The following is a 13,118-nucleotide window of genomic DNA, read 5'->3' on the forward strand; positions in this document are numbered from 1 at the left end:
CGCAAGACCCACGCGGAGAACACCATGAAATTGTCGCAACGCATCACTCATCTGACCGAAGGCGGCAGCGACGGATGGGACGTGTTCTATCGTGCGCGTCGCATGATCAGCGAAGGTCATGCGATTACCGAGTTAACCATCGGCGAGCACGATATCAGAACTGCGCCGGTTATCCTTGACGCGATGGATCTGTCCGCACGTCAAGGGCATACGGGCTATGCAATGGTTCCGGGAACCGACCTGTTGCGGGATACTGTCGCTGCACGCGTGCAGGCGCGCACGGGGGTTCCAACCACTCGGAACAACGTCCTGATCACACCGGGTGGGCAGTCCGCTCTGTTTGCGGCACACGTCGCTGTCTGCAACCCGGGGGATGTGGGGCTGTACCTCGATCCTTACTACGCCACCTATCCCGGAACAATCCGCGGTGCGGGCGCGACCGCGCGCGCAGTACAGACAGCAGCCGAAGATGATTTCCAACCACGCGCTTCGCGGATAGATGCGGCCGCTCAAGATGCTGTTTCGTTGCTGATCAATACACCGAATAACCCGACCGGCGTTGTGTACTCCAAAGCAACCCTAACCGACATCGCCAGTCTGTGCCGCAATCGAGACCTGTGGCTTATTTCAGATGAAGTTTATGACACACAGGTCTGGGAAGGTGAGCATTTTTCGCCCCGGGCGTTGCCCGGCATGGTCGAGCGCACTTTGGTTATCGGCTCAATGTCGAAATCTCACGCCATGACCGGTTCCCGGTGTGGATGGGTAGTTGGCCCCGAAGAAGTGATCGACCATATGATCAACTTGGCGACGCACACAACTTATGGCGTTCCGGGTTTCATTCAGGATGCTGCCGCGTTTGCTTTGACGTCCGGCGATACTCTTGAGGCGGAAATAGCTGCCCCGTTTCGAAGGCGTCGCAGTTTGGCGGTCGACATATTAAAGGCGCAAAACACCGTCCATTTGGTACCGGCACAAGGTGCCATGTACCTAATGCTGGACATGCGCGCCACCGGCCTGAGCGGAGAGGCCTTTGCAAACGCGTTACTGGATACGCATGCGATAGCTGTCATGCCAGGCGAAAGCTTTGGGAAAGCTGCTGCGGGTCATATCCGCGTCGCGATGACAATTGATGATGAACGTTTTGCTACTGCACTGAAAACGATCTGTGATTTTGCGGCTGAGCTGGCAGGCCGGGACGCTGCAGAATGATGGTTCTCAGAACCGGAAAGTCGTCCGCAAATTGAACACGTTCGAATCCAACCCACCTTCGGATTGGGTAACGTCATCAAAGTTCTGTCGCAGGGCCTCGCCGCTGATGACAAAATTATCCCCGATCGGGTAGGCAACGCCAATGCCGTAAACCGCAGCCGTGTCATTATCGACAGAGGTATCCGCCCGCGCAGCACCGATTACGACATACCCCAGAGCAGAGCCAAAATCGTACCCGCCGCGCAGCTTGAGGCGGGTCATACTGTCGATACTGCCTTCGTTCTGACCAAGGTTCAGGGACAGGCGGTTATACTCAAGCTCACCACCAAGGACAAAATTCCCGAAATCATAGTCATAGCCGACATGCGGGCCAAAGCTTAAGTCGCTTCCACTTGAACCGTTTGGTCCATCGGCGTCAGCATACCCAAAGCTGAAACCGGCGTATGCACCACTCCAGTCCTCAGCCACCGCAGGGACGGTGCAGGTCACGAATAATGTGACAAAAAGGGCCGAACGGGCATTCATAAAATTCACCAAAAACCTTTCACCAAAGCTTTGGACTATGTGTTTCATCGTGTCACAAAGCTGGTCGGCAAACCTTAAAAATCAATTGAGCTCACGAAAAGCTGCTAAATAAGTGATAGAATTATAACAGGATATCCTAATTTCGCCAAAATTTCCTGATTTCGGACAAAGTGGAGTATGTTTGGCCTGTAAGATTGTTTCGCTTTTTTCCGCCGTGGTCGCAAACAGAACAGATTGTGTCGGCCAGAGTCGGAAAACTGATGGACACCAAGGTGAGGACCTTAATGCCAAGTGATATCTGGAAGATCCGTTTGATCAGCCGCACCATTGGTGCGGATCGCGGACGTGCAGCGCGCGGGCGGCCATCCGGGGCAGCCGCGTAACCGTCACTGCCACTCTCACCAACCGGAATAACAAAATGAATGATCAATCCCCTACCTCATCGCGCAGCGGCGGACGTGCAGCGCGTCGTGCGGCCCGGGCTTCGGCCCTTCCGGACCATTTGCGCCCGATCCGTCCCGGCCTTGAGGGCGGCACCTACAAGCCGCTGACCCAAACCCAAGTAGAACAGATTCACAACGCGGCGCTGACCGCCTTGGAAACCATAGGTCTTGCCGACGCACCGCAGAGCGGAATTGACTATTTGGTCGGTGCTGGCTGCATCTTGGGCGACGACGGAAGAATACGGTTCCCGCGCGCCTTGGTCGAAGACACAATTGCCAAGGCAAACCGGTCAGTTACACTGTTCAGCCGCGACGGAAAAACCGATCTGGATCTGTCGGGATCCCGCGTACATTACGGGACCGCCGGTGCAGCCGTCAGCATGGTCGACGTACAGGGGAATTCGTACCGGGATTCCACGGTGCAAGACCTGCACGACGCTGCGCGCATCTGTCAGCAACTGGAAAATATCCATTTTGTTCAACGGCCTATGGTGTGTCGTGACATTGCCGACAACATGGAGATGGACCTGAACACAATCTACGCAAGCTGTTCGGGGACATTTAAACACATCGGCACGTCCTTTACAGAACCCAGCCACGTAGCCCCGGCCATGGAGATGATCCACATGATCGCGGGCGGTGAGGACAAGTGGCGCGAACGTCCCTTTATCTCGAATACCAACTGCTTTGTTGTGCCTCCTATGAAGTTCGCGACAGAAAGCTGCGAGGTCATGGAGGAGTGCATCAAGGCCGGAATGCCGATTCTGCTGTTGTCGGCAGGCATGGCCGGAGCTACAGCACCCTCGACCATTGCCGGCGCTATCACGCAGGCGACCGCCGAATGCCTCGCTGGCTTGGTTTACGTAAATGCGGTAAAGCCCGGTGCTCCGGCGATTTTTGGCACTTGGCCGTTCGGTCTGGACCTGCGAACTGGCGCGATGTCAATCGGATCGGGTGAACAAGCATTGTTGACCGCCGGATGCGGGCAAATGCACCAGTTCTATAACCTGCCCGGTGGCGCCGCCGCAGGCGCGTCTGATTCCAAAATGCCGGATATGCAGGCCGGATGGGAACAGATGTGTTCGAACGTCATGGCCGGGCTTTCCGGTGTGAACATGGTGTATGAAGCAGCTGGAATGCATGCATCGCTTTTGGGATTCTGTTTTGAAAGCCTGATCTTGGGCGACGATCTTATAGGCCAGGCACAGCGTTGTGTGCGCGGGATTGAAGTGACAGACGAAACGTTGGCACTGGATCAGATCGCCGAGGTTTGTATGGGCGGCCCCGGACACTATTTGGGTACCGATGCGACGCTCAGCCGGATGCAAGCGGATTACGTCTATCCCACGTTTGGTGACCGAACATCGCCTAAAGAATGGGCCGAGTTGGGAAAACCAGACCTGATCGCCAAGGCTACGGCACGAAAAGAAGAGATCTTGTCTACGCCGTCACCCGCGCGGTTTGATCCGCTTTTGGATGCGGAGATACGGGCTGCCTTCAACATTCACTTGCCAGCATAACTGGCTGAAAAAAAGGGGGCCTAGGCCCCCTTTTGAGTTTCGCCATCCAGGCTCATATCGTTGACCGCCCGGTGTTTTTTTGCCTGCGGCCTGGACTGCGCATGGGACGAGCGCACCCGTCCCGTGAAAGAGTGGGAAAGAGCAATATTCCGCCCCACCCTGTTCCCGGCCCACACGGGCATGTCGGCCGAGTGGAAAAAGGCATCGTTGGTAAGTCTCGGCGCCTTTCTCCGTATTCGTCGGGACCGGGCATTCGGGGGAAAGCCCAGGTCCCTACACCCCGCCTGGCGGGGCGTTTGCCTTAGCTACACCCGCTGGTCGCCCCGCAAGTGTTGCATTTCATGCAGGTGCCGTTCCGCACCAGAGTGTAGTTTCCGCATTCGCCGCAAGGATCACCCTCATAACCCTGCATCTTGGCTTTGGTGCGTGCGTCCATGCTGGTCGCAACCACCGTTTCCGCCGGGGCATCAAAAACAGCCGCGGGTTCGGCCATTCCTGTGGCATCAGCTTGCGGTGTGAACACAGCCAAGTCCTGCGGCAACCGCTTGCGCAGATACCCAGTCGAACTGATTTGCTTAAGCACTTCCAACGACTTGGACGCTGCACTTTCACTGATCTCTGAGACGTTCGAGACACCCTCTTCCTCACCGCGACCGATATCGTCGAAGGTCGCGCCTTCGGGCTTCACATGGGCCAGATCGGTGCGGTCCAGATAGGACACGGCCAGTTCACGGAAGATGTAATCCAGGATCGACGTCGCGTTTTTGATCGAGTCGTTGCCCTGCACCATCCCAGCCGGTTCGAACTTGGTGAAGGTAAAGGCATCCACAAATTCTTCCAGCGGCACACCGTATTGCAGACCGACCGACACCGCGATGGCAAAGTTGTTCATCATCGCCCGGAAGCCAGCACCTTCCTTGTGCATATCGATGAAGATTTCGCCCAGCGAGCCATCCGAATATTCACCGGTCCGCAGATAGACCTTGTGGCCGCCCACGATGGCTTTCTGCGTGTAGCCTTTCCGACGCTCGGGCATCTTCTCGCGGTGCGAGCGGACGATTTCCTTCACGACCACCTTTTCGATGACCTTTTCGGCCAGCACGGCGGCCTTTTCGGCGGGCGTACCGCTTTCAAGAACTTCCGCCGCTTCTTCATCATCCTCAACCAGCGCAGCGGCGAGCGGTTGCGACAGTTTCGAGCCGTCGCGGTACAGCGCGTTCGCCTTCACACCCAGCGACCACGACAACTCATATGCCTTCTGGCAGTCTTCGATGGTCGCGTCGTTCGGCATGTTGATCGTCTTGGAAATCGCACCCGAGATGAAGCTCTGCGCCGCCGCCATCATGGTGATGTGGCTATCAACCCCAAGGAAACGCTTACCTTTCTTGCCGCACGGGTTGGCGCAATCGAAGATGGAATAGTGTTCCTCTTTCAGGTGCGGCGCGCCTTCCAGCGTCATGGTTCCGCAGACGTGATCATTCGCCGCTTCGATATCCGCGCGGGTGAAACCCAAGTGACGCAGAAGGTCGAAAGTCGGGTCATTCAGCTTGGTGGCCGGGATGCCCAGAACGCCGGTGCAGAAATCCTCGCCCAGTGTCCACTGGTTGAAGACGAACCGGATGTCGAACGCGCTTTCCAGCGCAGCGTCCACTTTCGCCAGCTCATTCGGGCCAAAGCCGTGGCCAGTCAGTGAGGTATGGTTGATCCCCGGCGCGTTGCCGATGGTGCCATGACCTACCGCGTAGCCCACGATCTCTTCGATCTGAGACGAGGAATAGCCCAGCTTCTCCAGCGCCGAAGGCACCGAACGGTTGATGATCTTGAAGTAACCGCCGCCCGCAAGCTTTTTAAACTTAACCAGCGCAAAATCCGGCTCAATCCCTGTGGTGTCGCAATCCATCACCAGACCGATGGTGCCGGTCGGCGCGATCACGGTCGCCTGCGCATTGCGGTACCCGTTCTTTTCGCCAAGGCTTAGTGCCTCATCCCAGGCTGACATGGCCAAGTCGATCAAACGCTTGTCCGGGCAATTGCCGTGGTCCAGAGGTACCGGCTTCACTGCCAGCTTCTCATAGCCCTCCGTGACACCCTGCGAAGCGCGGCGGTGGTTGCGGATGACGCGCAGCATGTGGTCGGCGTTGCGCTCATAGCCTGTGAAGGCACCCAGCTCCCCGGCAATTTCCGCCGAGGTTGCATAGGCCACACCAGTCATGATCGCGGTCAGCGCGCCGCAGATCGCGCGACCCTCATCCGAGTCATAGCTGTAGCCCATGTTCATCAGCAGACCGCCGATGTTCGCATAGCCCAGACCCAAAGTGCGGAAGTCATAGGACAGTTGCGCGATTTCCTTCGACGGGAACTGCGCCATCGTCACCGAAATTTCCAGCGTCAGGGTCCACAGGCGTGAGGCGTGCATGTAGTCGGCCGCTTGGAACTCACCATCCTTGAGGAAGGTCAGCAGGTTCATCGAAGCAAGGTTACAGGCCGTGTCATCGAGGAACATGTATTCCGAACACGGGTTCGAGCCGCGAATCTCACCGTCTTCGGGGCATGTGTGCCATTCGTTGACAGTATCGTGGAACTGGATGCCCGGATCGGCACAGGCCCATGCGGCGTGGCCTACCTTTTCCCACAGATCCCGCGCCTTGACGGTCTTGGCAACCTTGCCGTCTGTGCGGTTGATCAGTTCCCAATCAGCGTCTTTTTCAACAGCCGTCAGGAACGCGTTGGTCACGCGGATAGAGTTGTTCGAGTTCTGACCCGAGACCGAGCTGTAGGCTTCCGAATCCCAGTCCGTATCATAGGTCGGGAATTCGATGCTGTCGTGGCCCTGCCGCGCATAGTCCAGCACGCGTTTGATATAAGTCTCAGGGATCGCGACCTTTTTGGCCTCGCGCACAGCGGTTTTAAGGCTGTCATTCTTGTTCGGATCATAGGCGTCATCGGCGGCACCGTCCCAGCTGCGGATGGCCTCGAAAATGCCGTTCAGCATCTTTTCGTGCATCTTCGATCCGGCAACGATCGAGGCCACCTTCTGCTCTTCGATCACCTTCCATTCGATGAATTGCTCGATATCGGGGTGATCTGCATCGACGATTACCATCTTTGCTGCTCGACGGGTTGTCCCGCCTGATTTGATCGCGCCAGCGGCGCGGTCGCCGATCTTGAGGAAACCCATAAGGCCCGAGGACTTGCCGCCACCCGACAGCGCCTCGCCCTCAGCCCGCAGATGGCTGAAGTTGGTCCCGGTGCCCGAGCCGTATTTAAACAGGCGTGCCTCGCGCACCCACAGATCCATGATGCCGCCTTCGTTGACCAGATCATCATCAACGGACTGGATAAAGCACGCGTGCGGTTGCGGATGCTCATAGGCGGATTTCGATTTGGTCAGCTTGCCGGTTTTGTAATCAACATAGTGGTGACCCTGCGCAGGACCGTCGATCCCGTAAGCCCAGTGCAGACCGGTGTTGAACCATTGCGGGCTGTTCGGCGCGGCGCGCTGGGTTGCCAGCATATAGCGCATCTCGTCAAAGTAGGCGCGTGCGTCTTCTTCGGTCGAGAAATAGCCGCCTTTCCAGCCCCAATAGGCCCATGCACCGGCCAAGCGATCAAAGACCTGCTTCGAGGATGTTTCACCATCGAACTCGGCATCTTCTGCCGGAACAGAGCGCCACAGAAACTCTGGCACGCCCTTTTCCTTGACCTTTTTCAGCGCAGACGGAACGCCAGCTTTGCGGAAGTATTTCTGCGCAATGACGTCGCTTGCTACCTGACTCCAGCTTGCGGGTACTTCGATGTCATCAAGGCGGAAAACGATGGTGCCATCCGGATTTCGGATCTCGGAGGTCGCAGACACAAAGTCCAGATCTGCGTAAGCGTCTTGCCCCGATTTAGTGAACTTTCTTTCAATCTTCATGTCCGCCGCCCTAGTTCAATCAACTTGTCCTTCGGCCTCAGGTCCAAATCCGGGATCCATCAGCCTTGCCTGAAAGTTTGGGCGCAAAAGACCGGACGCTGCCTATGACAGCGCAACCCCGTTCCAACGGTTGCACGTAATAATGATGTGCGTTCCGACCCTCGCCCTATGCCTTATTCCGGTTTTACTACCAGATTTAGTGGCACCACATTCGGCTCATACAATCTGGCGTATTCACCCATAGAACGTCAACGGCCTTTTTAAGTCATTTTTGAAATCTTTTGTGTTGACCCGTTATCTTTGAGGTCGCTCGCCTGCGCTCTGCACGATTCCTCCACAAGTTCATCCACCGATCCGCCGCAAATGATCGAATACGCGTCAGTACAATTAACCGTGTATCCCGGCACAGTTATCGCCTTTTGATAAAGCGGCACTAAGATGGAGCGCAGGGAAAGGAATCAGCGCGCCCTTTTTCAAACGCTCGAAACCGAGCACCATCCAAAGCGCAACTGATTGAGGGTGCAGAGACAGATGAACGTGCTTCGATTACTTCCCCTGATGCCGCTTATCGTGGCCTGCACAACACAAGATGTGCCCCAACCAAGTCGAAGTGCACAGTTTTCGAGCTATCCAGATCGACTGTTTGAGACCTTTGAAACCAGTTGTAACGGTCCTGGCGAACAATTTCAGCGTGTCGGGAATCAGGTGTTCGAATGTACCGAGTTCCTACCCCCCGATACGACAGCTTTTCTGATTCTCAATTATGAAGGTTACCCGCAAGACTTGCCCAAAAGTGTCATGCGGCTCACTTCTACAAGAATCACAGAGGGATACCGTGTAGACGCCGAATTGTTTTTCAACGTTCCACAAAAAGACGGACCTGCGAAACAAGTTCCTGTTGAAAGCGAAACGCTGGATAGAGCGCTTAGCGCGCTCTACCAGGCAATGGGTGGTTCACCAGCATTGTAAGAAGAAATGGTCGGGGCGGCAGGATTCGAACCTACGACCCCCTGTACCCAAAACAGGTGCGCTACCAGACTGCGCCACGCCCCGGACCGTGCGCCTTCCTAACGATGACTTTCTGATTTGAAAAGCCCTAACAGGGCCAAATTGCGGGGCCTTGCGAAAAAACTTCGTGCCGCATCTGGGTTTCGGGCGCGATAAGGTATCTATCTGCCAAACCAGCGTTGATTTCCAACACGGCGTACACCGAATCTCCACCATCGATCGGTGTCAGATCACCGGGTATTGCGTTGCTGTGCACGTGGACCACCGTTCCCGTTCGGTCCAGGAAAATCATGTCCAAGGGAATCAGTGTGTTCTTCATCCAGAACGCAACCGGCTGCGGCGGGTCGAAGATAAACAACATGCCCGACCGTTGCGGCAGTGATTCCCTGAACATCAAACCGCGTGAACGTTCCTGCGGCGATACGGCCAATTCGATATCGAAACTGACTTGAGACTTATCGTTTCTAAGGCTAACCCGATCTGGGTTACATGCGGCAGTCGCAACTCCGGCGTAGCAAGCCAAGACAGTCGCAATTGCCGCAATACCTTTGATCATCTTGGGTTAATCATCCAGCGCAGCTTCCCAGGCCAAAACCTGAGCCGCCATACGCCCCCGCTTCCCGTCAATGACGCGCATCGCAAGCGCCTCACCGGGTTGCAAATCTGCCAAACCCGATCGCCGCAGAACCTCGATATGCAAAAACACATCTTCGCCGCGGCCGAAAACATTCGCGAATCCGAATCCCTTGCCTTTGTCGAACCACTTGACCCGAGCAGCCTCGAGCGGGGCCGCAGCAATCGCCGTCGGATCCAGTTCTGCAAAATCCGCCAACATCAACGAGTCGGCTCTGGCGGGGGGATCGACACTGATCACCTCGACCGCCTGAACACCGCGATCCGTGCGGTGCGTCATGATCTCGATCCCGGCCCCATCCGCGACCGAGCTTTGACCAAAATTACGTAACACATTCACATGTAACAGAATATCCGGACCGCCTTCATCAGACACGACAAATCCGTACCCTTTGGCAGGGTCGAACCATTTTACGTGTCCATGTACACGGTACATGTTGTTCAGATCTTCTGGCACAGTGTTCCCATCGCGTGTTTTTTCAAAACGTTAAGGGTTCGATGTGTATGTGAATGGCTCACAAATTCAAGCCGAAAAAATCCTTTGTTCTCTGAGTGTTGCATTTCACGATACGTGAACGTCATGGATTCAACCTTTGCACTTGCCACCCAGCGCCTGTCTGATCACGCCGCCACTGAAACCGATCATGCAGCCGGAACGCCCCGTCTGCCCAAAACTCTATCTCTGTCGGCTCCAATCTATAACCGCCCCAAAACGGTGGGCGCGGCGGATTCGGACCCAGTTTTGCCGTTACTTTCGCAACCTCGGCCATCAGTGCGGCGCGGCTGCTCAGGGGTTGAGACTGCTTGGATGCCCAGGCCCCCAAACGGCTTTTTAGCGACCGGGATGCATAGTATTCATCTGCCTGCGGCCCGGTTTCGCGTGTTATTGTACCACGAACTCGGATTTGACGCCGCAAAGATTTCCAATGCATTACAAATGCAGCTTTTCCGGCACTGTCCAACTCGGCTGCTTTGGCGCTTTCATAGTTGGTGTAGAACACAAATCCGTTCTGCTCGATCTCTTTCAGCAATACCATACGGACGTTTGGCAAACCGTCCTGGTCCACGGTTGCCAAGGCAATCGCGTTTGGATCATTCGGTTCACTGTCCCTGGCCTCGTCCAGCCACCGAGCCGCGATTTCAAACGGATCGGTGCCGGCAAAAATGCCTTCTCTTTCGCTCATTTCCATCCCCTGGAAACTCTTGTTTTCCACCCTAGGGCGAGAACCCGCCACGAGCAAGGGCGCACGGCCTTGATGCAGCGCACCCAATGGCATAAACCATCCCAACATGACGCGAAGACAGGCGGAGAACCAAACATGTCAAATCAGTTGATGGCCGGCAAACGCGGCCTCATCATGGGACTGGCCAATGACAAATCAATCGCATGGGGGATTGCCCGCGCTTTATCCGAAGCCGGGGCCGAACTTGCATTTTCCTATCAAGGGGATGCGCTGAAAAAACGCGTCGATCCTTTGGCGGCTCAGCTTGGCAGTGAAATCGTGCTGCCATGCGATGTCAGCGACGAAGCATCGATTGACGGGCTGTTTACAGAACTCTCCGCAAAATGGGGCAAGCTGGATTTCGTCGTTCATGCGATCGGGTTCTCGGACAAGAACGAGCTTCGCGGACGTTATGTGGATACCTCGCGCGCGAATTTCAACCTGACCATGGATGTTTCGGTTTATTCTTTCACCGCGGTTATGCAACGCGCTGAGAAACTGATGACCGACGGCGGTAGCGCGATTACCCTGACCTACTATGGTGCCGAGCAGGTGATGCCGCATTACAATGTGATGGGTGTAGCAAAAGCTGCCTTGGAAGCTTCTGTCAAATATCTTGCCGAAGACTTGGGCAAAGACGGAATTCGCGTGAACGCGATTTCGGCGGGTCCGATCAAAACGCTTGCAGCCAGCGGAATCGGCGATTTCCGCTACATCATGAAGTGGAACGAATATAACTCGCCGCTTCGTAGAAACGTCACCATCGACGACGTCGGAAACTCGGCACTGTATCTTCTGTCTGACTTAAGCGGTGGCGTGACGGGCGAAAACCTGCACGTAGATTCGGGTTACCATATCGTCGGCATGAAGGCCGTCGACGCTCCGGACATTGAAAAAGGTTAATGCAATGAGCGCCAAGGACCGCCTGCCCCACGAAAAAGGCTTTCACATCAGCTGGGACCAAATCCACCGTGATTCCCGTGCTTTGGCATGGCGATTGGATGGACAAGGCCCTGATGACGGCGCGTGGCGCGCCGTGGTTGCGATTACCCGTGGCGGCATGGCCCCGGCCATGATCGTAAGCCGGGAACTGGATATTCGTACCGTCGACACCATCAGCGTTCGGTCCTACCACCATCAGGAACAAGGCGAGGCCGAAGTGCTCAAAGCGCCGGATAAAGACCTGATGGGTGACGGCACCGGCGTTCTGATTATCGATGATCTGGTTGACAGCGGTAAAACGCTTGAACTTGTACGGGCCATGTATCCCAACGCGCATTTCGCAACTGTCTACGCAAAGCCCAAAGGTCGCCCAATGGTGGATACGTTCATCACCGAGGTCAGCCAGGATACGTGGATTTTCTTCCCGTGGGATATGGCCTTGCAATATGTCGAGCCGTATCGCGGTACCGACTGATACCGCCTGCATCAATAGCCCCAAATTCAGAGAACGCGCATGAACCGGACCCGTACCGCCGCAACCTTCGCCCCTCCGGTGATGGAGGCGCGCCGCTGGTTGGAGGGCGTGCAATTCACTGAAGACCAGCCACTGATCAACGTCAGTCAGGCGGCGCCTGTCGATCCGCCTCCGCTGGCGTTGCGTCAGGCAATGGCCGAGTTTGCCGTCAGCAACGACGACGCGCATCTATACGGGCCAGTTCTTGGAAATTCCGATCTGCGCGAAGAGTTGGCGCTCCAGATCAGCCATCATTATGATGCAGAGGTCGCGCCTTCGCAGGTCGCCATTACGTCAGGCTGCAACCAAGCGTTTGCCGCTGCGATTTCGGCAATCACAGATGAAGGGGACGAGGTTATCCTACCAACCCCTTGGTATTTCAACCATAAAATGTGGTTAGATATGGCGGGCGTGGTCGCCGTAGACCTGAAAACCGGTGACGATCTGTTGCCGGACCCTGCTGCGGCGCGTGCCCTCATCACTGACAAAACGCGCGCGATATCACTTGTCACCCCTAACAACCCTGGTGGCGTAGAATACCCAGCCGAATTGGTACAGGCATTCTATGACCTGTCGCGCGAGACCGGTATTCGCCTGTTGGTCGACGAGACATACCGCGATTTCGACAGACGTAGCGGCCCGCCGCACACCTTGTTCAGCCAACCAAACTGGGATCGCACACTGGTTCACCTGTATTCATTCTCAAAGGCTTACAGGCTGACCGGTCACCGTGTCGGAGCCATGGCCACCAGCGCAGATCTTTTGGCTGAGGTTGAAAAGTTTCTGGATACGGTGGCGATCTGCCCCGGCCAAATGGGTCAATACGCAGCGCTTTGGGGCATGCAAAACCTATCGCAATGGGTATCCGGCGAACGTGATGAGATTCTGGATCGTCGCGCTGCCATCGCAGAGATGTTGCCTCGGTTAACTGCCAAGGGATGGCGGCTGCTAGGGCTTGGAGCTTATTTTGCCTATTTCGAGCACCCGTTCGGGATTGCTTCGGATGAGTTGGCCCAACGCATGGTGACAGATTGCGGCATTCTACTGCTGCCCGGTACCATGTTCATGCCAGACGAAGACCCCAACGGAAAACGCCAAGTCCGCATCGCATTTGCTAACCTTGACCGGGCGGGGCTGGAACAATTGTTCGACAGGCTCGAAGCGTTTTCCATCTAAGCTTGC

The 13,118-nt window shown here is 55.9% G+C and carries 11 protein-coding genes and 1 tRNA gene; 6 read left to right on the top strand and 6 right to left on the bottom strand.

Features of this window, described 5'->3' with window-relative positions; translation table 11 throughout:
• The first annotated feature begins 24 nt into the window (after positions 1–24).
• Positions 25–1,212 carry a pyridoxal phosphate-dependent aminotransferase gene (locus ACR0DG_RS01410; protein ID WP_480693648.1) on the top strand — a complete coding sequence of 396 codons (1,188 nt, stop codon included), beginning with the start codon at positions 25–27 and terminating at the stop codon, positions 1,210–1,212.
• A 6-nt stretch (positions 1,213–1,218) separates the two neighbouring features.
• On the opposite strand, the gene ACR0DG_RS01415 is transcribed toward ACR0DG_RS01410, so the two are convergent.
• Positions 1,219–1,785 carry an outer membrane protein gene (locus tag ACR0DG_RS01415; RefSeq protein ID WP_480707024.1) on the bottom strand — a complete coding sequence of 189 codons (567 nt, stop codon included), beginning with the start codon at positions 1,783–1,785 and terminating at the stop codon, positions 1,219–1,221.
• A 370-nt stretch (positions 1,786–2,155) separates the two neighbouring features.
• On the opposite strand from ACR0DG_RS01415, the gene ACR0DG_RS01420 reads away from it, so the two are divergent.
• Positions 2,156–3,700: a trimethylamine methyltransferase family protein gene (locus ACR0DG_RS01420; RefSeq protein WP_480693650.1), complete on the top strand. Its 1,545-nt coding sequence runs from the start codon at positions 2,156–2,158 to the stop codon at positions 3,698–3,700.
• Positions 3,701–4,001: 301 nt separating this feature from the next.
• On the opposite strand, the gene ACR0DG_RS01425 is transcribed toward ACR0DG_RS01420, so the two are convergent.
• Positions 4,002–7,616, bottom strand: coding sequence for a vitamin B12-dependent ribonucleotide reductase (locus ACR0DG_RS01425; protein WP_480693651.1), 3,615 nt, complete (start codon positions 7,614–7,616; stop codon positions 4,002–4,004).
• Positions 7,617–8,147: 531 nt separating this feature from the next.
• Here ACR0DG_RS01425 and ACR0DG_RS01430 point away from each other — a divergent pair.
• Positions 8,148–8,585: a hypothetical protein gene (locus ACR0DG_RS01430; protein WP_480693652.1), complete on the top strand. Its 438-nt coding sequence runs from the start codon at positions 8,148–8,150 to the stop codon at positions 8,583–8,585.
• A 7-nt stretch (positions 8,586–8,592) separates the two neighbouring features.
• Here ACR0DG_RS01430 and ACR0DG_RS01435 read toward each other — a convergent pair.
• The 4 genes from ACR0DG_RS01435 to pdxH form a co-directional block, all read right to left on the bottom strand.
• A tRNA-Pro gene (locus ACR0DG_RS01435) sits at positions 8,593–8,669 on the bottom strand.
• 43 nt (positions 8,670–8,712) lie between these two features.
• Positions 8,713–9,180, bottom strand: a complete 468-nt coding sequence (locus ACR0DG_RS01440; RefSeq protein ID WP_480693653.1) for a DUF192 domain-containing protein — start codon at positions 9,178–9,180, stop codon at positions 8,713–8,715.
• 6 nt (positions 9,181–9,186) lie between these two features.
• The gene (locus ACR0DG_RS01445) at positions 9,187–9,693 is read right to left on the bottom strand and encodes a cold-shock protein (RefSeq protein WP_480694959.1); all 507 of its coding nucleotides are present in this window, start codon (positions 9,691–9,693) and stop codon (positions 9,187–9,189) included.
• A gap of 142 nt (positions 9,694–9,835) precedes the next feature.
• Positions 9,836–10,441, bottom strand: coding sequence for a pyridoxamine 5'-phosphate oxidase (gene pdxH / locus ACR0DG_RS01450; protein WP_480693654.1), 606 nt, complete (start codon positions 10,439–10,441; stop codon positions 9,836–9,838).
• A gap of 135 nt (positions 10,442–10,576) precedes the next feature.
• Here pdxH and fabI point away from each other — a divergent pair, with 135 nt between their 5' ends.
• Genes fabI through ACR0DG_RS01465 form a run of 3 tightly spaced genes read left to right on the top strand, consistent with a single transcriptional unit; the run spans position 10,577 to position 13,112 of the window.
• Positions 10,577–11,383, top strand: coding sequence for an enoyl-ACP reductase FabI (gene fabI / locus ACR0DG_RS01455; RefSeq protein ID WP_480693655.1), 807 nt, complete (start codon positions 10,577–10,579; stop codon positions 11,381–11,383).
• 4 nt (positions 11,384–11,387) lie between these two features.
• Positions 11,388–11,897 (top strand): xanthine phosphoribosyltransferase, encoded by a 510-nt coding sequence (gpt, locus tag ACR0DG_RS01460; RefSeq protein WP_480693656.1) that lies wholly within the window; start codon positions 11,388–11,390, stop codon positions 11,895–11,897.
• Between the two features lie 39 nt (positions 11,898–11,936).
• A complete protein-coding gene (locus tag ACR0DG_RS01465) occupies positions 11,937–13,112 on the top strand; it encodes an aminotransferase (protein ID WP_480693657.1) in 1,176 nt (391 codons plus the stop codon).
• Positions 13,113–13,118: the final 6 nt, after the last annotated feature.

The organism is Ruegeria sp. BG8 (genome assembly GCF_056538325.1).

What these genes read in the sequence shown, in the direction of transcription:
- pdxH (WP_480693654.1), bottom strand. Translation starts at nt 10,441, where the DNA reads ATGAGCGAAAGAGAAGGCATTTTTGCCGGCACCGATCCGTTTGAAATC.
- ACR0DG_RS01440 (WP_480693653.1), bottom strand. Translation starts at nt 9,180, where the DNA reads ATGATCAAAGGTATTGCGGCAATTGCGACTGTCTTGGCTTGCTACGCC.
- ACR0DG_RS01445 (WP_480694959.1), bottom strand. Translation starts at nt 9,693, where the DNA reads ATGTACCGTGTACATGGACACGTAAAATGGTTCGACCCTGCCAAAGGG.
- ACR0DG_RS01465 (WP_480693657.1), top strand. Translation starts at nt 11,937, where the DNA reads ATGAACCGGACCCGTACCGCCGCAACCTTCGCCCCTCCGGTGATGGAG.
- ACR0DG_RS01415 (WP_480707024.1), bottom strand. Translation starts at nt 1,785, where the DNA reads ATGAAACACATAGTCCAAAGCTTTGGTGAAAGGTTTTTGGTGAATTTT.
- ACR0DG_RS01430 (WP_480693652.1), top strand. Translation starts at nt 8,148, where the DNA reads ATGAACGTGCTTCGATTACTTCCCCTGATGCCGCTTATCGTGGCCTGC.
- fabI (WP_480693655.1), top strand. Translation starts at nt 10,577, where the DNA reads ATGTCAAATCAGTTGATGGCCGGCAAACGCGGCCTCATCATGGGACTG.
- ACR0DG_RS01410 (WP_480693648.1), top strand. Translation starts at nt 25, where the DNA reads ATGAAATTGTCGCAACGCATCACTCATCTGACCGAAGGCGGCAGCGAC.
- gpt (WP_480693656.1), top strand. Translation starts at nt 11,388, where the DNA reads ATGAGCGCCAAGGACCGCCTGCCCCACGAAAAAGGCTTTCACATCAGC.
- ACR0DG_RS01420 (WP_480693650.1), top strand. Translation starts at nt 2,156, where the DNA reads ATGAATGATCAATCCCCTACCTCATCGCGCAGCGGCGGACGTGCAGCG.
- ACR0DG_RS01425 (WP_480693651.1), bottom strand. Translation starts at nt 7,616, where the DNA reads ATGAAGATTGAAAGAAAGTTCACTAAATCGGGGCAAGACGCTTACGCA.